The sequence below is a fragment of the Vibrio sp. LQ2 genome (assembly GCF_023920125.1).
Lineage (GTDB): Bacteria > Pseudomonadota > Gammaproteobacteria > Enterobacterales > Vibrionaceae > Vibrio > Vibrio fluvialis.
In genome coordinates this window covers 3,065,090-3,083,095 of sequence record NZ_CP085308.1, presented here as the reverse complement: position 1 = coordinate 3,083,095, position 18,006 = coordinate 3,065,090, and the positions used below count along the sequence as shown (strand labels likewise).

The following is an 18,006-nucleotide window of genomic DNA, read 5'->3' as shown; positions in this document are numbered from 1 at the left end:
TTTAGCATGCTCACTTTATGGTCACTTTGATACGCATCAATTCTATCAATAAGCTGCGAAATTTATCTCATTTATGAAACAAATAATGCAAGGTTTACATATTTGACGTTGAAATCATCACGCTAAACTGAGAAAAAGCGAAACAACGAATCCGAGGCAGCGGTCCGCAGAATAAATGGATTAAACTTAAACCGACTCAGTCACGTAAACAGAACAAGAATAAAAACAAACACAACGGGCTTTCACGCCCACGAACTTATGCCGAAAGAACAACATCAAATTCAGGATGTGCCGATGAATGAGCTGAAACAGTGTTACTTTGACCAATCACCCGCGGGTATTGCTATCACGGATCTGAAGGGTCAGATTGAAATTGCCAATCAGCGCTTTTCTCAAATCACGCGGGCCAATGAGCAGCAGGACATCGGGGCGATTATGAATCCCGCATTGCCAATCAGCGTCGCAGAGGTCATCGATGATCTATTGCAGGGTAAACAGCATATGCACATTTTTGAGGTCAAGCACGCCTTCAGTGCTGACACTTTAAGTTGGTGCATCATCAAGGCCAGCCTGCTGGATAAAAACGCCAAAACTCACGTATCGTTTGTGATTGAAGACATCAGTCTCAACCGACAGCTCAATCCACGCATGAATGTGCACCTCAATGCCATTGTCGACAGCCTGCCCGTCCTGATCGCTCAGATCGACGCTCAGAACCGCTATCTGTACGCCAACAAAACTTACGAAGAATACTTCCATACCACACTGAATGAAGTCATTGGCCGTACGATCGAAAATCTGATCGGCGAAGAAGCATTTGCGCGCAGCGCGCCGTATATCGAACGAGCTCGTCAGGGTGAAACCGTCACCTTCGACAATACCTTGTTTTTCACCAACGAATTACGCGTGCTGCATCTCAAACTGGTGCCGGATGAGATGCATCAGGGTGGGTTTTATATTTTCGGTCAGGATGTCACCGAGTTGCGGGCGTTTCAGAGCAGCTTGGAGTTCAAGGCTTATCATGATTCGCTTACGGGTCTGCCTAACCGTAGCTTTTTTATGAAATCGCTCGCCAACGTGCTTAAGTACAAACAACAAGGCTCAGCACTGTTGTTTATTGATCTGGATGGCCTCAAATTAGCGAACGATCGCTACGGCCACCACATCGGCGACGGCTTACTGAAGATCTTCGCCCGGGTGCTACAAGATGCCATTCGTCCGCAGGATTTCGTTTCGCGCTTGGCGGGTGATGAATTCACCATCATTCTGACGGAACTGGAAGACCCGCTCGTCAACATGCAGGAAATCTGTCAGCGCATTCAGGAACGGCTGCCCGCCAGCGTCGAGATTGAAGGCCATTGCATCCCCTGCAGTTGCAGCATTGGCGCGACACTGCTCGATCACACCCAACATCTGAGTGAAGAAACCTGGCTGGCGCGTGCCGATGCGGCCATGTACAAAGCCAAAAGCTGTGGCAAAGGCGGTTTCGTCATCGAATAGTTTTTCACCGTTTATCCCGTCCTCACACTTTCGAATGGGTATTTTTAAGCAAATACCCGCTTTTATACTACGCCTTTTCGAACAAAAACAAACATTTATCAGTGTTATCTAAAACACGATTTTGGTGCAAAACTTTGAAGTAACCCCATAAATTTGCAATCTAATCATTTGTTTTTATGTTCAAATTAATTCACATGCAACATTTATCACAGAAATAAGTATACGTTCGAACAACAATCCACGAAATTTCGAACGAAACAAACTTTTTCTCGTTCGCACTTAAAAACCATCGCAAAACAAATGAGGTCACCAATGTTTGGGATTTTCAAACCACAAGCTCACATCGAACGGCTGTCGCCGGATCGGGTTGAGAGCGCTTATACACGTCTACGCTGGCAACTTTTTATCGGTATTTTTGTAGGCTATGCAGGTTACTATCTGGTTCGTAAGAACTTCAGCTTGGCGATGCCATATCTGATCGAGCAAGGCTACAGCCGCGGCGATCTCGGTGTCGCACTGGCTGCGGTTTCGATCGCTTACGGCTTATCTAAATTCTTAATGGGCAGCGTGTCTGACCGTTCCAACCCACGTTATTTCCTCAGTGCAGGCCTGCTTTGCTCTGCGCTGGTCATGTTCTGCTTTGGCTTTATGCCATGGGCAACCGGCAGCATCACGGCCATGTTCATCCTGTTGTTCCTGAACGGTTGGTTCCAGGGCATGGGTTGGCCAGCCTGTGGGCGAACCATGGTGCACTGGTGGTCGCGCAAAGAGCGTGGTGAAATCGTTTCAGTATGGAACGTTGCGCACAACGTCGGCGGCGGTCTGATCGGTCCTATCTTCCTGCTGGGTTTGTGGATGTTCAACGACGACTGGCGCACTGCATTCTACGTGCCTGCCTTCTTCGCGGTTCTGGTTGCAATCTTCATCTGGATCACCATGCGTGATACACCGCAATCGTGTGGTCTGCCACCAATCGAAGAGTACAAAAACGATTACCCGGACGACTACGACACCTCACACGAAAAAGAGATGACGGCCAAAGAGATCTTCTTTAAGTACGTGTTCTCTAACAAGCTGTTGTGGTCTATTGCGATTGCCAACGCGTTCGTTTACCTGATCCGTTACGGCGTGCTGGACTGGGCGCCGGTTTACCTGCGTGAAGCGAAAGAATTCACCGTTGATAAATCGTCTTGGGCGTACTTCTTGTACGAATGGGCGGGCATTCCGGGCACACTGCTGTGTGGTTGGATCTCGGATAAAGTGTTCAAAGGTCGCCGCGCACCTGCTGGTATCTTGTTCATGGTACTGGTTCTGCTGGCTGTTCTGGTTTACTGGTTCAACCCGGCTGGCAACCCAGCGATTGACATGGCAGCACTGGTTGCGATCGGCTTCCTGATCTACGGCCCGGTTATGCTGATTGGTCTGTACGCGCTGGAACTGGCTCCGAAGAAAGCAGCAGGGACTGCGGCTGGCCTGACCGGTCTGTTTGGTTACCTGGGCGGCGCTGTAGCAGCGAACGCGATTCTGGGTTACACCGTAGACCACTTCGGTTGGGACGGCGGTTTCATCATTCTGGTTGGTTCTTGTATTACCGCCATCGTGTGTCTGATTTACGCATTGATTGGCGAACGAGCGCACCATAAAGCGAAAGCCGATAAAGAAGCCAAACAAGCGGTCGCATAATTCCCGCGACCCACACTGAAAACGGGCAGCTCCTCCGATAACGCCCGTTTTCAGATTGTCACAATGTCTCCATTTAGGTGTGGTTTACTCCCCCATTCATCGCGCTCTTCCCCCGATTCAGAGCGCGATTTTTTCTAACCACGCCCTGCAAAACACAAGGATTCCACATGAAAAAGATTCTGACCCTTTCTCTGCTCTCTCTGGCTTGCAGCGCGAGCGTATCTGCCAATCCATTGGTGATTGCCCACCGCGGCGCATCGGGTTACCTGCCGGAGCACACGCTGGAAGCCAAAGCGCTGGCCTATGGCATGAAACCGGATTACATCGAGCAAGACGTGGTGATGACCAAGGATGACCAGTTAGTGGTTCTGCACGATCACTACCTCGATCGCGTGACCGACGTTGCCGAGCGTTTCCCTGGCCGCGCACGTGCTGATGGCCGTTACTACGCCATCGACTTTACACTGGCGGAAATCAAAAGCCTGCGCGTGACCGAAGGGTTCAACATCGATGACAAAGGCAACAAAGTGGCCGGTTTCCCCGACCGTTTCCCGATGTGGAAATCAACCTTTACCGTACCAACCTTTGCTGAAGAGATTGAGCTGATTCAGGGACTGAACAAATCGCTCGGTTATGACATCGGTATCTATCCTGAAATCAAAGCGCCGTGGTTTCATCGCCATGAGGGCAAAGACATTTCTAAAGCGGTGTTGGACGTGCTGAAACAGTACGGCTACGACAGCAAAGAAGACAAAGTCTACCTGCAATGTTTTGATGCCAACGAGCTGAAACGCATTCACGATGAGCTGCTACCTTCCATGAAGATGGATCTCAATCTGGTACAGTTGATGGCCTACACCGACTGGAATGAAACCATGACCTATCAAGGCGACACAGCAATGCCTTACAGCTACGACTGGATGTTTGAGCCGGGTGGCATGAAGAAAGTCGCGCAATACGCCGATGGCATCGGCCCTTGGAAACCGATGCTGGTTGACGACAAGAGCACCAAAGACAACATCATCATCAAGCCGTTGATGGGTGAAGCCAAAGCCGCCGGTCTGGTGGTGCATCCGTACACCTTCCGAGCCGACAAAGGCCGCATCGCGCCGTATGCGGAAAACTTCGATGGCATGCTGGATGTGTTCTACAACCAAGTAAAAGTCGATGGCCTGTTTACCGACTTCCCGGACAAAGCGGTGTCGTTCCTGAATCATCAGTAACCGACGTTGCGCTAAATATAAAAATGGATAACTAAAAAGGGACGATCATGGATCGTCCCTTTTCGTTTTCACGCTATCTGCGATTGTTACGCGGCATAATGATGGCGCATAAAGGATTTGATCAACGTGATGAAGTCTTTCTCCGCCAGTTTTGCGCAGCGCAGTGTCTGCTCGTGAGACAGTTCTACATCGCCCAGCCCTTCCGCCATGTTGGTGATGGCGCACACCGCCAGCACTGGCAATCCGCAGTGCGCAGCCGAGATCACTTCCGGCACCACCGACATACCGACCACGTCGCCGCCGATGATTTGCATCATGCGGATTTCCGCGGCGGTCTCAAAGTTCGGGCCAGTGTAAGAGACAAAAATGCCCTCGTTGAGGTGGATGTTCTGCGCCTTAGCCACCGCCAGCGTTTCTTCACGCAGTGTTTTGTCGTAAGCATTGGCAAGGCTAAAGAAACGCGGACCGTACGCGTCATCATTCGGACCCGTCATCGGCGATTCCGGCATGGTATTGATGTGATCGGTAAACACCACCAGCGAACCCACATCAATGCGTTCCGGCCGCAGTGAACCTGCTGCGTTGGTCACCAGCATGAATTCACAGCCAAGGCGTTTAAAGGTACGCACCGGATTGGTCATCACTTTCATGCTCTGGTGTTCGTAGTAGTGACCACGACCTTTCATGCACACGACTTCGATACCAAACAGAGTGCCCAATACCAGCTCACCAGAGTGGCCTTCCACAGTGCTGACCGGGAATCCGGCTAACTCCTCGTAAGGGATAGCCACCTTGTCTTCCAACTCATCAGCGATAACGCCAAGACCAGAGCCAAGAATAAAAGCGGCCTGAGGCTTAAAGCCAGGCTTGCGCGCGTAGATAGTTTCCAGAGCTTGATTAACCGGATCGGACATGATGTTCACCTCGTTATGTTATTTGCTTCACTCTAGCGCAATCACTGTGCTGACAAAATCTCAAAATTTGGCACAATTATGTGATTATCCAGCACAATTAAAGAGCCACTATGTCTACTCTCAGCCAACGTATTACGCTGAAAATGCTGCGCTATTTTCATCAGGTCGCACAGTGTCAGCAGTTCAGTCAGGCCGCAGAACAACTCAATATCACCAAATCACCACTCAGCGCGCAGATTAAAGATCTGGAGCACGCTCTGGGCGTGGTGCTGTTTGAACGCGATACGCGCAATGTGCGCTTAACCACGGCAGGCAAACAACTCAGTCAGGAGTGTGAACGCATTTTTGACGTGCTGGAAACATCGCTTAATCGAGTAACGCAAAGCGCGCGCGAAGAGCAGGCAACCTTGAACCTGGGTTTGATGAGTTCGATTTTCTGGGCTGGGTTTGGCGATGCGCTGCATCAGTTGCAACAGGCCAATCCATCCCTGACGCTCAATCTGCTGGAGCTGTCGCCGGAGAAACAAAAACAGGCACTGATGCAGCATCAAATCGATATCGGACTGGTGCGTTTTGCCGACACCACACAAATAGCGCCGCTCCAAGCGCGCAGTTTGTATCAGGAGAAAATGGTGGTGGCGCTGCCCGCACAACACCCTTTGGCGTCCCGTAAACAGCTCTCCTTGCAGGAGTTGCGTGACACGGAATTTGTGATGCTTCGCCAGGAAAATTCTGCTTCGACCGCACTGATTCGTCAGCACTGCCAACAAGCGGGATTTGAGATGACGATTTTGCAGGAAGTGGTCGAACCCAATACTCTGCTGGCGGTGATTTCCACCCGTGGGCTGCTGTCAATTGTGCCAGCCAGTTACGCTAATCTGGTCTGGCCGCACGTGCGTTTTGTTGCGTTGAAAGAGACGATTCGCGCCGATATCTGCGCGCTGTACACCAAAGCTTCGCACAGCCTGACCAACACGCTGCTGAACCAGCTTAGTCAGGCATTACAGAAAGGTTAGTTGAGGGTTTTGACGCTCTTTCTCACCACCAGCGTCGGCTCCAGCTGCACCACTTGTGCTTCGTTGGTCTCTTTGTCGAGTTTTTTCAGCAGTGTTTCCACCGCCGCTTTGCCGAGGCGATATTTCGGCTGGTGAATGGTGGTCAAAGCGGGTGACATAAATTTTGCGATGTGGATGTCATCATAGCCAATGAGCGAGACATCTTGAGGAATACTCAGACCGTGTTCGTTTGCTGCATTGATCGCGCCCATCGCCATCATGTCGTTGCTGACAAAAATTGCACTCGGAAGCGCGCCACGTTCGATCATTTTGTTCATCGCTTCATAACCGCCCTCGCATTCAAAGTCGGCTTCGACAATCCATTTCGGATTGATCTCCAGCCCGGCTTCAAGAATGGCACGTTTGTAGCCTTCATAACGCATTTGCGCCTGCTGGCGAATCAGCGGGCCGGTGATACAACCAATCTCTTTATGGCCGCACTCAATCAGATGCTTGGTCGCCATATAGCCGCCCTGCAGTGAGTTATCCTGAATCTTGTCGCTGGCAAACAGCATCGGACCCCAGTCCATTACTACCACCGGAATATCCGGATAGCGCTCGAACATGTCGATACGCTCGCCCGCCAGCGTGGAACACATCAAAATCACCCCGTCGACACGTTTTTGCAGCAGCGTATTGATGGAGGATTTCATGCGTTCATGGTCGCCTTCGGTGTTACACAAAATGAGGTTGTAACCCTGGTGATAACAGCTGCGCTCCACCCCTTTCACGACTTCGCCGAAAAACGGGTTGGTGGAGGTTGTCACCAACATACCGATGGTTTTGGTGCGGTTCATTTTAAGGCTACGCGCCAGTGCAGACGGCGCATAGTTCAGGTCTTGCGCGGCTTTGTTGACCCGCTCGGCGATTTCATCACTGACAAAACGGGTCTTGTTAATGACATGGCTGACGGTCGAGGTCGAAACCCCGGCGAGTCGTGCAATATCCTTCATGGTTGCCATGTCATTGTCTCCTTGATTAATGATTGGCCAAAAACGCGTCCACTTCCGCCCGGTTTGGAATGGAAGTCTGGGCACCAAAACGAGTGACCGAAATGGCTGCCGCCGCATGAGCAAACTTAATCGCTGATTCTAGAGGCATTTCTTCTAACAAACCAGTGACCAGCGCCCCATTAAAGGTATCACCCGCTGCGGTCGTGTCCGTTGCCTGAACGCGGAAACCCGGGATCAACGTGCCACGGCCATTCTGGCTCAGCCACACGCCTTTTGCACCCAGCGTGATCATGACAATTTCAATCCCTTTGCGATGCAGTGCATCCGCCGCCAATTGCGCAGACTCGTCGTCGGTAACCGTAATGCCCGTCAGCACTTCCGCTTCGGTTTCATTGGGCGTGATGACATCCACACAGCTTAACAACTCATCCGGCAGTTCACGTGCTGGCGCAGGGTTAAGAATCACGTTCGTGCGCGCTTCTTTGGCGACCTGTGCGGCTTTGACGATGCCGTCAATCGGCGTTTCCAGCTGCATCAACAGATACTTAGCTTCGCGAATGCGGGCAAGATCCGGTTCAATCGCTTCGGCAGTCAGTCTGGCGTTGGCTTCGGCAGAAATACAAATGCTGTTTTCACCGCTGTCCGAGACCTGGATCATCGCGATGCCTGTCGGGCAGTTCGGCTGCATTTTCACACCACTGATGTTCATGCCATCAAGCTTAAAACTTTCACGAATATTGATGCCAAATGAGTCGTCGCCGACGCAGGCAATAAAGCCGATATCCGCTTTTAAACGCGCGGCGGCGACCGCCTGGTTGGCGCCTTTGCCACCTGGGATAACTTGGTAATTGCGACCGTGCAGCGTCTCGCCTGGGCGAGGAAATGAAGGCACTTGAAGAACATGGTCAGCATTGACACTACCTAATACCACCAACTTGTTCATAAGGGTTATCCTCAGTTTGAATGGAATACAATGTGATAGGAAATTCAGAGAGATTTGACGCCTCACTCAGGGACGTAAAGCGTCAAAGCTGTCTCATCCTGCCCTACCGTCACTATCCGTTGCGGTAGGAACTGCTCTCTCCTGAGCCTGCCGGAGAGAGCAGAGAGTCTCGCTTATTCAGAGATGATTTTCAGTGGTACAGGAATGTACTCGTCCACTTTTTCGCCTTTCAGCATCTGGTCAGCGGTTTCTACACCCAGCGCACCGATCATATCCGGTTGCTGTGCCACGGTTGCCGCCAGCTTGCCACGTTTTACAGCTGCGATGCCGTCATCCGTGCCGTCAAAGCCAACGATAACCACGTTTTTGCCTGATGCCTGAACTGCGCGCAGTGCGCCCAGCGCCATCTCATCGTTTTGAGCAAATACAGCTTGAACATCTGGGTTCGCAGCCAGCAGGTTTTCCATTACGTTCAGACCTTTAGTACGGTCGAAATCCGCAGGTTGGCTGGCAAGTAGTTGCATTTCGCTGCCTTTAACGGCATTCATGAAACCTTCGCCACGCTCACGCGCCGCAGAAGTACCCGCAATGCCTTCCAGTTGGATAACTTTGGCTTTTTCACCCACTTTTTCCATGATGAAGTGACCCGCCATTTCGCCGCCCACCACGTTGTCAGAAGCAATGTGGCTCACCACTTCGCCACGGCTTGCACCACGGTCCAAAGTCAGCACCGGAATCTTAGCGTTGTTGGCAATGCGAATCGCGTTTGATACCGCATCAGAATCGGTTGGGTTGATCAGAATCGCTTTCACGCCACGTACGGTCAAATCTTCCACGTTTGACAGTTCTTTGCTTGGGTCGTTTTGCGAATCGAGTACGATCAGGTTGTAACCCAGCTCTTTCGCTTTCGCTTCAGCGCCGTCTTTCATGGTCACAAAAAATGGGTTGTTCAGCGTCGACAGCACGATTGCCATCGTGTCCTGTGCATGTGCTGACACAGAAACGGTGGTAGACAGCAGCGCAGCGGAAATCAAAGTTGCGAGTTTTTTCATGTTCATCGTCCTTTATTGTAGGGGACCGGGTCAGGAATCCTGAACCCGGTGGTTTCACTGTTTACTTGTTTTTGTTGTCTACCAGTACCGCGAGCAAAATCACGACGGCTTTTGCAATCATCTGGTAGTAAGAAGACACATCGAGCAGGTTCAATGCGTTATTCAGGAAGCCGATAATCAACGCACCAATCAGAGTGCCCATGATGCGACCTTTACCGCCCATTAAGCTGGTGCCGCCCAGTACTACGGCCGCGATCGCATCCAGTTCGTATCCCATCCCCGCCGTAGGTTGAGCAGAAGAGAGACGTGAAGTCACGATGATGCCAGCCAGCGCTGAGAGCAGACCACAGATGGCGTACACACCAATCTTGACGCGATCCACGTTAATACCGGACAAACGCGTCGCTGATTCGTTTCCGCCCAGCGCATACACATAGCGCCCAAAGCGCGTGTGGTTCAGCAGATACCAAGCCGCCGCAAACACCACCACCATCAGCCAAACAGGTACAGGAATACCCAGCGCATAACCTGTACCAAACCAGGCAAAGGCATCAGCGGTATCGGTAAAACCGGTCGAAATTGGTCGGCCATCGGTGTACACCATGGTGACACCGCGCAGCAAAGTCATGGTGACCAGCGTGGCGATAAACGCCTGCACTTTCCCTTTGGCAATGATGATGCCACTGATACCACCAAGTACCGCGCCCGCCAGCAGCGCGGTAGGCACTGCCACTAACACTGGTACTTCCATCGCAATCAGGCTGGCAGCAAACGCGCCGCACAATGCCAATACCGAGCCCACGCTCAGATCGATGCCTGCGGTCAGGATAACCAGCGTCATACCCACCGCGATGATCGCGTTTACTGATGTCTGACGCAGAATGTTCAACAGGTTATCGACGGTAAAAAAGTTCGGGTTCAAGAATGATACGACGACTATCAAAAACAGCAGTGCGATCAATGATTTTTGTTCAATCAGCCACTCTTTGCTCAGCAGCTTTCTGCCGCCTGTCGGGGTTGGTTTCGTCATGGTCTTAGTACTCATGCTGCTTCCTCGTTCAGCGTTTTGCCAACGGCACACGCCAGTAGATTTTCTTGGTTGGCATCTTTAGCATCAAATTCTCCGCTGATGCGGCCTTCGTGCATCACCAGAATACGATCGCTCATGCCCAGCACTTCCGGCATTTCAGAAGACACCAAAATGATGCTCATGCCATCGGCTTTAAATTTGTTGATCAGTTGGTAGATTTCTTTCTTCGCACCGACGTCCACACCGCGGGTCGGTTCATCCAGAATCAGCACCTTAGGACGCGTCATCAGCCCTTTGGCGATTGCCACTTTCTGTTGGTTACCGCCAGAAAGGTTGCCGATGATTTGATCGCGACTTGGCGTTTTGATGTTGAACAGCTGAATGAAATCTTCCACCGCCATCACTTCATCGCTGTGCTGAATTTGCACGCCTTTGGTCAGTTGATCGAGCGCGCACAGCGACATGTTCTCTTTCACCGACAAACCGAGGATCAAGCCATCGCCTTTGCGGTCTTCCGAGATATACGCGATGCCATTCGCCAGTCCGTCCTGCGGGCTTACCGGATTAATGGTTTTGTTATTGAGGTTGATCACGCCGCGTTCAGAAGGCAGCGCGCCATAAATCACTTTCATCAGCTCCGTGCGGCCTGCGCCCATCAGCCCGGAGATACCTAGAATCTCACCGCGTTTGAGCGTAAAGCTGACATCGTGGACGCCCGAACCCGTCAGACCAATCACTTCCAGACAGACATCGCCGTGCTTAACTTCCACTCGCGGGTACTGCTCTTCCAGTTTGCGGCCAACCATCATTTCGATCAGGCCATCTTCATTGGTATCTGCCACGCGGCACTGGCCAATAAATTTGCCATCACGCAGCACTGTGATGTCATCACAAATCTCAAAGATCTCTTTCAGACGATGCGAGATGTAAACGATGCCGCAACCTTGCGCGCGCAATTCATTGATCACGTTAAACAGTGATTCGGTTTCGGTGTCAGTCAGCGCGTCCGTTGGTTCATCCATGATGATGACTTTGGATTCAAACGACAGCGCTTTGGCGATTTCCACCATCTGTTGCTCGCCGAGACTTAAATCGCCGAGCAGAGTTTTTGAACTGTGTTTGACATTCAGACGCGCCAGCAGTTTGTCGGCTTCGGCATACATCTGCGACCAGAGAATGCGTCCCATCGCGCTGGTTTTCTCGCGTCCCAAGAAGATGTTTTCAGCAATCGTCAGTTCCGGGATCAGGTTCAGCTCTTGGTGAATGATACTGATGCCCGCATGTTGCGAATCACGCGGACCTTTAAAGCTGGTTGGCTGGCCCTGATACTCGATGCTGCCTGCATCTTTGGTGTAGATGCCTGTCAGCACTTTCATCAGCGTCGACTTGCCTGCGCCGTTTTCGCCCATCAACGCCATCACGCGTCCCGGGTAGACGTTCAGGCTCGCTTTATCCAGCGCCTTCACGCCCGGAAACGCTTTTTCAATGTTGCTGAGAGCCAGAATTGGTTGAGTCATAGTCAGTCCTCAATCGAGTTTAAGAGCGGCGTTAAAACACCACCCCAGCTTGGAAAATCACGTTTGCGTAAGGCGTGCATTCTCCGGTTCTCACTACAGCGCGACTGTAATGAGTACGAGCTTTGAACTCTTCGTGAGAGACGTAAGCGATGGCGATGGATTTGTTGCAACGTGCTTCTTCCGCTTTCAGCTCGTTAAGCAACGCGGCGTGCAGTTCCGGGCTGACTTTGGCAAATTCTTCCGCCATCACCACACCTTCAATTTGTGATTCCGACAAAATCACGCGCACGGTGTCCATAAAACTTGGAACACCATGGGTCAGTGCTAAATCAATACGTTGTGTTTCATCAGCAATCGGCAAACCCGCATCACAAATGGTGATTTCATCGGTATGACCAAGCGTCGCGACCAGGTAAGAGAGGTCGGCGTTGAGTAGAGTACTTTTTTTCATCGTTTTACCTTCGTGTTCGCTCACGTTCGAATTTTTCCGAGTATTTTCTGGGGCAGAAAAGTAAGAAAAAATACTCATCGAAACGTTTCGATGAAATCCTAACGCAAGTTTGTTGATTTGCACTAAGGTAAAAATCAGAGTGTGAGTTCGATCTCCGAAATCGATTCACAACGCCTGCAAAGGGTGAGAGTGATCACTGAGTTTTCTATCATCAAGGCCATTCTTTAGTCGCCAACAGTGGTGCGACATCGGTTGCCCTATAAGCACTCACATGCATTTAAGTGCGCCATTGTTCCATCCGATAAAGTCTGGTCGAGCGCAGATATTTGGCCTAGATTTAACAAAGCTTCAACCAATTTGGGTATAGTGGCGCGCATTAAGCACTTGCAGCGGAAAAGGATTGTTTATGATGAAGAAAATTGCACTGGTCATGCTAAGCGCACTCGCCCTCACCGCGTGTGAAAATGAGGTCGGCAGCGCGGGCTGGTGTCAGGATATGCGTGAAAAGCCAAAGAATGAATGGAGCGCGCAAAACGCCGTCGATTTCGCGAAGCACTGCTTGTTCCAGGAAGAGATCGGAACACCACAATGGTGTGAAAGTATGGATGCCAAACCAAAAGGCGACTGGACCGCAAACGAAGCCACCTCCTACGCTAAGCACTGCATCTTTCAATAAGTTCAGTTCGTTCTGTAATAAAAAATCAGGCCGTGTGGCCTGATTTTTTATTACATTTCTAGTACGACAGATGATTTGAGGAGGTGTCTATGACAAGGGAAACCAAACCTACTTGGCAAAGTCTTCACAAACATCAGAATTCATTTTAATCGCAACGTACTCATCTGCATATTTTCGAATGATCATAGGCGTTTGAGTATCATAAGTTCCCCATTTAGCTTTATCGACAAAGCAAACGTGTATCCCACTATCATCTTCTTTTACAAACTGCATCTCGTACTTCCAATACTCACTTTCAATAAGAATGGCGTCCTTAGATATAACAGGATTAGGTATTTTCAGATCTGAAAAGTGTTTCTGGCCTCGAGCTGCTTTTTGAATCAAAGAACTGTTAAAGGAGGTGATATCCAAATACGCATATACCTCATTTGTAGGAAAAGCTTGGGCACAATAAGTAACCCCCCATAGAAAGACTAAAAGCAGTTTTTTCATTTTATTTCCTTGATTAATCCAGCTTCTTTTTCTCTGCGAGTTGGATATTTATCACCAAATTTCATTAAGTTATTGAACATTGCAGACCAGTCTTGTTCAATCGCTTGTTTCCAAAAATTCTCTGTTTCTGATGGTAGATAGCCGTATTGATACGAAACAGAAGCAATCACAGTTTGAGCTTGCCAAGGTAAGCATTCAAACTTAGTTATTTTTGACGTCCGGTTATACAGTTCAACAATACGTCTCGTTTCAGACTCTTTGACTTTAGAAATGAGCAGTTCTAACTCTTGCTCATTTACTGACAATGGATGTTGAGCTAAAAATTCTACAGCCTCGTCCTTTTTATATCCTAGATAAGGAGTGAGTTTATCAACTAATGTTTGAGGTAGCCCCAGCGCCAATAAATCTGATTTAGATCTAGCACCAAGATCAAAACCGGATGCGATAGTTACTCCGCTACTACTATTTTTAACATCAGGAACATAGCCATTTTTCTTAACCCCCTCCAGTTCTTTAATGAATTCAAAATTGATCATTAACTTACATTCATGCTTGTAGACCCACCCGTCAACCAAGGCTTCATCCAAGCCCAGTAAGGTTCCTTGACCTACAATGCCATCAGCCTTGCCGACTTTATAATCGGGATGTGTCGAATGGGACGGCGTATAGCTTTGCTGGAACATTTTGACCTGACGTTCCGTAGTACTGCCAAAACTGCCATCTGCGCCGTAGGTACCGAGATCAAATCCCAGTTTTATCAGTGCTTTCTGAATCGATTCAACTTCTTGACCTTTTGAACCCGTTTTGTAGGAAGCAACTTCACGGTCCGCTAATTTATTGAGCGTTTCGGAAGGTTTCAACAAATCAGACTTCAATCTAGGTTCTTTCGTTGATTCAACGTCGTTCTCCGCTTGCGGCTCGGCTTGCGTTGAATTTACCGCTGAACCCGATGCCGCCTGAGATGATGCGCTCTGCTGTTGAGCGCCCTCGCCTAAGACGGGAGCCACCAGTTCAGACACAGTCACGACATTTGCCTCACCAGCGACTTGCGTGGATTGAATCGCTGCCTGTTGCAATTCTGCTGGCGATTCCAAACTGACAAGGTCCTTCGCTAACAGGGCCGTCTTGCCGCCATAACGGCTCCCACTGCCTGCACTTCCACCGGCATTAAGGTTAATCGCGGATCCTGAAAGGTGAACGCCACCAGCGTCGACCTTAACAAAGCTTCCTCCTGCCTTTAAGGTGACCTCTGCACCGGCTTCGACCACAATTTTGGTGCCACCTTTCAGTGAAATTTCACGCCCGGTTTGCACAGCAATCAGCTTCGCGACTTTGTTTTGTGAAGCGCCAGCAATCTCAACACTACTGTCAGCCACGATTTTAGTGCGGCTTTCTCCACCCACCGTCAGATGCTGATTGTTTTTGATTTGAGTAAAGCGGTCGTTCTCCACCGTGAGGTGTTTGTCGTGCTTAATCACGCTGGTGTGGTCGTTTTCAATCAGGCCATCAAAGTCTTTCTGTGCGTGCAGGTAAATTTTCTCACTGCCCGCTTGGTCTTCAAAACTGAGTTCGTTATAGCCCTGCCCCTGATGGGTTTCGGTGCGCAGCACGGTTTTGGTTTTGTTGTCCGGTAGTGCATATGGCGCAATGTTGGTGGCGTGATAGGTACGGCCGGTGACAATCGGCTGGTCCGGGTCACCATTGAGAAACGACACAATCACTTCATGGCCGATGCGTGGAATGGCAATCATGCCATATTGGCTGCCCGCCCAACCTTGCGAGACGCGCACCCAGCACGAGCTGTGCTCATCACCGTTGGAGTAGCGATCCCACGGAAAATGCAGTTTTACTCGGCCGTGTTCATCGCAGAAGATCTCTTCGCCTTGCGGGCCAACGACAGTGGCGATCATCGGGCCATCAACCTGAGGTTTGGCTTGCGGCGTGGCGCGCCAAGTGCGATGCGCCGGGATGAGCGAAAATTGGTTCGCGTAGGTGGTCGCGCCATTACCTCCGGCTTCTTCCAGCGCCTGAGGCTGCGTGCCTTGGCTGGTGACACTCACCACCAACCAGTCTCGGTTTAAGGTGTCGTCGAGGTGCTCTTGCAGGTCAAACTTCACCCCCGGACGCAGCAACGGTTGGTTGCTTTTTCCCGTCGCGGTGTGCGCGTTGCGGCGCAGGTAATCAAGGCGGATCTGGCTGAACGCTTTACCGCTGACATCGTCTTTATAGCGCCCCGGCGCATCGAAATGTTCGTAATCTGGCTGCTGGTAATCCATTTCGGTCCCGACCGCTTGCTGGGCAAAGGAGTACGCCGGTTTTTTGAAGCTGTAATCCTGCAGCGCGGTCTGGCTCACCTCCGATTGGGTGTGCACGCTCAGCGCCGAGATATACGGTGATTCAATCATGCCGCCCGCCAGCGTGTTGTACGGAATTGGCTCACCGAGTTTCGGTAGGCTCTCTGAGGCGTCGCTGAATATCAGCGTGTGTTTGCCCTCTTCATGGATAAAGCTGTACACCAGCCCTTCTTCGGCCGCTAGGCGATGGAAAAAATCGAGGTCGGTTTCGCGGTACTGAACGCAGAATTCACGCTGCGCGCAGTCGCGGGTCAGCGCAAAGGCGTAGTCATTAATGCCCATTTCCTGCAACAGAATGGAGAGGATTTCCGGCACGGTGTTGAGTTGGAAGATGCGGCTGTTGTGGCGCAGAGACAAACGCTCTAAAGCAGGCACCAACGTGAGTGAATAGAAGGTGTGGTGATGGCCGGTATCGCCCTGCGTAAAGCGGCGCACAATGCCGTTCACGCGCTGAACCAGCATATCGTCGCGATAGAGCGTCAGCTCCGCGACTTTATCCACCACCATCTCCGGCGTTAAATTGGCAAGCCGACTGACGAGCTCCAGTTGATAACGAAAACCGTGGCATAGCTGCCCATTTATGCGTTCGCTGGAAAGCGTTTCCAGTCCGTCGAACCCACGCACCACCAACGTGTCGTCTTCCAGACCTTCCACATGAAACTGATACTTTAACGTCGCCATCCTGCCATTCCTATTACGTCACTGACTTCACTTTATGAGCCGGATATTCAGCAAGCTCAGTGCCAGTTTATTTTTATTGATATTCAAAGAGTTAAATTGAGATTTTTACTCACTAGGGCAACTATCTGCCAGCTCCAAGCAAGAAGCTGCTTTTATCGCAACTTCTTGCTTCTTGGTCTTGTTTCACTATTGCGCGATTGGTTGCCCACTCAACGATTCTTCCAGTTGAGCCATCGTCCAGCTCAAATTGTTGAGACGGGTTTTCAGAATCTCCAGCTCTTTGCGCGCCAATTCCATCTCACCCTGCTTGATTAGATTCTGTACATAGTCGACCCGCCCATACACTGGCGATAAACTCACGGCAAAATCTTCCAACGATTTAGTCTGACGCTGTAAATCACTCCATTTTTCTCGCTTGGCTAACAGAGCAATGTTGGCCATCTTGGTGCGAATTTCGCCAAATCGCTGCACAAACAGTTCGGTTTGCTCCAGTGCTGCCCGCTGCTCTGCATTGAACGCTTCATCGCTTGCTTTGATTTGCTCATCGTCTGGATAAAGTGTGCGTAGTGTTGCCATCTCATGCATCGCTTCGCGCTTGCTCTGTTCCATTGAGATGGCGCTTTTTTGCATAATCGACCGCTCATAGAGTGGTACCAGATCGCTTTTCCAACGAGAGATTTGGTGTTCAGAAGCGGACATTTGAAAATGACGACGCGCATCGTCGCTGCTGAGCGTCGCGACCTCAACACGCGTGGCGTAATCGTTGGTGTGAAACCACGGGATCACCTGATATCCCCACAACGCGCCCACAGACAAAACACAGCCCGTAACAAAGGCCAGCGACAATCGCGTGCGATGCACGCGTCGCAGCACCTGAGGTTCGGCTTCTAAGGCCTGCTGATGCCGGCGTTTCACTAAGCTGTGATATTGCGTTTCGATGCGGTCAATGTGTTCAAAAAGCGCAAACCCGACCCCTTCGAAATCCACCAGATATTCCGGTTGCTGACGCTCAAGCTGATGATGGATACGTTCGCAAAAACGTTCGCAACGATATAAGTCGCGTAGCGATTCGTAGTTAGGCTTAAGATCTTTGAGTTCCTGAACCACACGGGCATTGACCCAATCCAAGACCTCTTTACGCATCTTGGCGGTTTTTACATCCGGCTTACTTTGATTGCTCAAGCAGACGCTCAGCAACTCCAAACCATTGGCGTAGCCAGCCAACCCCACCGTTTTCAGATTGGCGACCGCAAAGTAGCCACACATCAACAGATCCAGCCCGGCACTCTTTGCCAAAACATCGCAAGATTCGCGCACGGCTTCCCAATCGGTTCCACCCGCTAACGGATTGAAACGACGGTTAATTTCATCTCTGATCTTCTGATAGACATCCAGTTGGCGAATGGCATCGGTGTCATTGGTCAGACGATAGTAAGCGTTATCAATAAATAAAATGTTGGACATTTACGACTGCGTCCTAAA

At 50.5% G+C, this 18,006-nt stretch carries 15 protein-coding genes; 5 read left to right on the top strand and 10 right to left on the bottom strand.

The annotated features are described in order from the left end of the window. The first annotated feature begins 258 nt into the window (after positions 1-258). The 3 genes from LGV68_RS14415 (at position 259) to glpQ (ending at position 4,406) form a co-directional block, all read left to right on the top strand. Positions 259-1,500 carry a diguanylate cyclase gene (locus tag LGV68_RS14415; protein WP_233939779.1) on the top strand — a complete coding sequence of 414 codons (1,242 nt, stop codon included), beginning with the start codon at positions 259-261 and terminating at the stop codon, positions 1,498-1,500. A 312-nt stretch (positions 1,501-1,812) separates the two neighbouring features. Then, positions 1,813-3,183 carry a glycerol-3-phosphate transporter gene (glpT, locus tag LGV68_RS14410; RefSeq protein ID WP_020329755.1) on the top strand — a complete coding sequence of 457 codons (1,371 nt, stop codon included), beginning with the start codon at positions 1,813-1,815 and terminating at the stop codon, positions 3,181-3,183. A gap of 167 nt (positions 3,184-3,350) precedes the next feature. Beyond that, on the top strand, positions 3,351-4,406 hold the full coding sequence (gene glpQ, locus LGV68_RS14405; RefSeq protein ID WP_172566600.1) for a glycerophosphodiester phosphodiesterase: 1,056 nt from the start codon (positions 3,351-3,353) through the stop codon (positions 4,404-4,406). An 86-nt stretch (positions 4,407-4,492) separates the two neighbouring features. Here the strand turns inward: glpQ and xapA are convergent, their stop codons facing one another. Further along, on the bottom strand, positions 4,493-5,323 hold the full coding sequence (gene xapA, locus LGV68_RS14400) for a xanthosine phosphorylase (protein ID WP_171934567.1): 831 nt from the start codon (positions 5,321-5,323) through the stop codon (positions 4,493-4,495). Between the two features lie 107 nt (positions 5,324-5,430). Between xapA and LGV68_RS14395 the strand changes: the two genes are divergently transcribed. Then, on the top strand, positions 5,431-6,336 hold the full coding sequence (locus tag LGV68_RS14395; RefSeq protein WP_222738293.1) for a LysR family transcriptional regulator: 906 nt from the start codon (positions 5,431-5,433) through the stop codon (positions 6,334-6,336). Here LGV68_RS14395 and LGV68_RS14390 read toward each other — a convergent pair. The 6 genes from LGV68_RS14390 to rbsD all read right to left on the bottom strand — a co-directional run bounded on the left by LGV68_RS14390 (position 6,333) and on the right by rbsD (position 12,321). Then, the gene (locus LGV68_RS14390) at positions 6,333-7,337 is read right to left on the bottom strand and encodes a substrate-binding domain-containing protein (protein WP_020329751.1); all 1,005 of its coding nucleotides are present in this window, start codon (positions 7,335-7,337) and stop codon (positions 6,333-6,335) included. The genes LGV68_RS14395 and LGV68_RS14390 overlap by 4 nt on opposite strands. A gap of 16 nt (positions 7,338-7,353) precedes the next feature. Then, the gene (rbsK, locus tag LGV68_RS14385) at positions 7,354-8,271 is read right to left on the bottom strand and encodes a ribokinase (RefSeq protein WP_044363153.1); all 918 of its coding nucleotides are present in this window, start codon (positions 8,269-8,271) and stop codon (positions 7,354-7,356) included. A gap of 173 nt (positions 8,272-8,444) precedes the next feature. Beyond that, on the bottom strand, positions 8,445-9,323 hold the full coding sequence (gene rbsB, locus LGV68_RS14380; RefSeq protein WP_252535530.1) for a ribose ABC transporter substrate-binding protein RbsB: 879 nt from the start codon (positions 9,321-9,323) through the stop codon (positions 8,445-8,447). A 61-nt stretch (positions 9,324-9,384) separates the two neighbouring features. Continuing rightward, a complete protein-coding gene (rbsC, locus tag LGV68_RS14375) occupies positions 9,385-10,368 on the bottom strand; it encodes a ribose ABC transporter permease (protein WP_020329748.1) in 984 nt (327 codons plus the stop codon). After that, positions 10,365-11,870, bottom strand: a complete 1,506-nt coding sequence (rbsA, locus tag LGV68_RS14370; RefSeq protein ID WP_032081818.1) for a ribose ABC transporter ATP-binding protein RbsA — start codon at positions 11,868-11,870, stop codon at positions 10,365-10,367. Before rbsA ends, rbsC begins: the two co-directional genes overlap by 4 nt. 31 nt (positions 11,871-11,901) lie before the next feature. Continuing rightward, positions 11,902-12,321, bottom strand: coding sequence for a D-ribose pyranase (rbsD, locus tag LGV68_RS14365; protein ID WP_024375408.1), 420 nt, complete (start codon positions 12,319-12,321; stop codon positions 11,902-11,904). A gap of 409 nt (positions 12,322-12,730) precedes the next feature. Between rbsD and LGV68_RS14360 the strand changes: the two genes are divergently transcribed. Next, a complete protein-coding gene (locus LGV68_RS14360) occupies positions 12,731-12,997 on the top strand; it encodes a DUF3012 domain-containing protein (RefSeq protein WP_024375407.1) in 267 nt (88 codons plus the stop codon). A gap of 108 nt (positions 12,998-13,105) precedes the next feature. Here the strand turns inward: LGV68_RS14360 and LGV68_RS14355 are convergent, their stop codons facing one another. From LGV68_RS14355 to vasL, 3 genes are all read right to left on the bottom strand, one after another. Continuing rightward, positions 13,106-13,489 carry a hypothetical protein gene (locus tag LGV68_RS14355; RefSeq protein WP_206384114.1) on the bottom strand — a complete coding sequence of 128 codons (384 nt, stop codon included), beginning with the start codon at positions 13,487-13,489 and terminating at the stop codon, positions 13,106-13,108. Continuing rightward, the gene (gene tssI, locus LGV68_RS14350; protein WP_252535528.1) at positions 13,486-16,524 is read right to left on the bottom strand and encodes a type VI secretion system tip protein TssI/VgrG; all 3,039 of its coding nucleotides are present in this window, start codon (positions 16,522-16,524) and stop codon (positions 13,486-13,488) included. Before tssI ends, LGV68_RS14355 begins: the two co-directional genes overlap by 4 nt. Positions 16,525-16,710: 186 nt before the next feature. Beyond that, a complete protein-coding gene (gene vasL / locus LGV68_RS14345) occupies positions 16,711-17,988 on the bottom strand; it encodes a type VI secretion system protein VasL (protein WP_222738297.1) in 1,278 nt (425 codons plus the stop codon). Positions 17,989-18,006 lie beyond the last annotated feature (18 nt).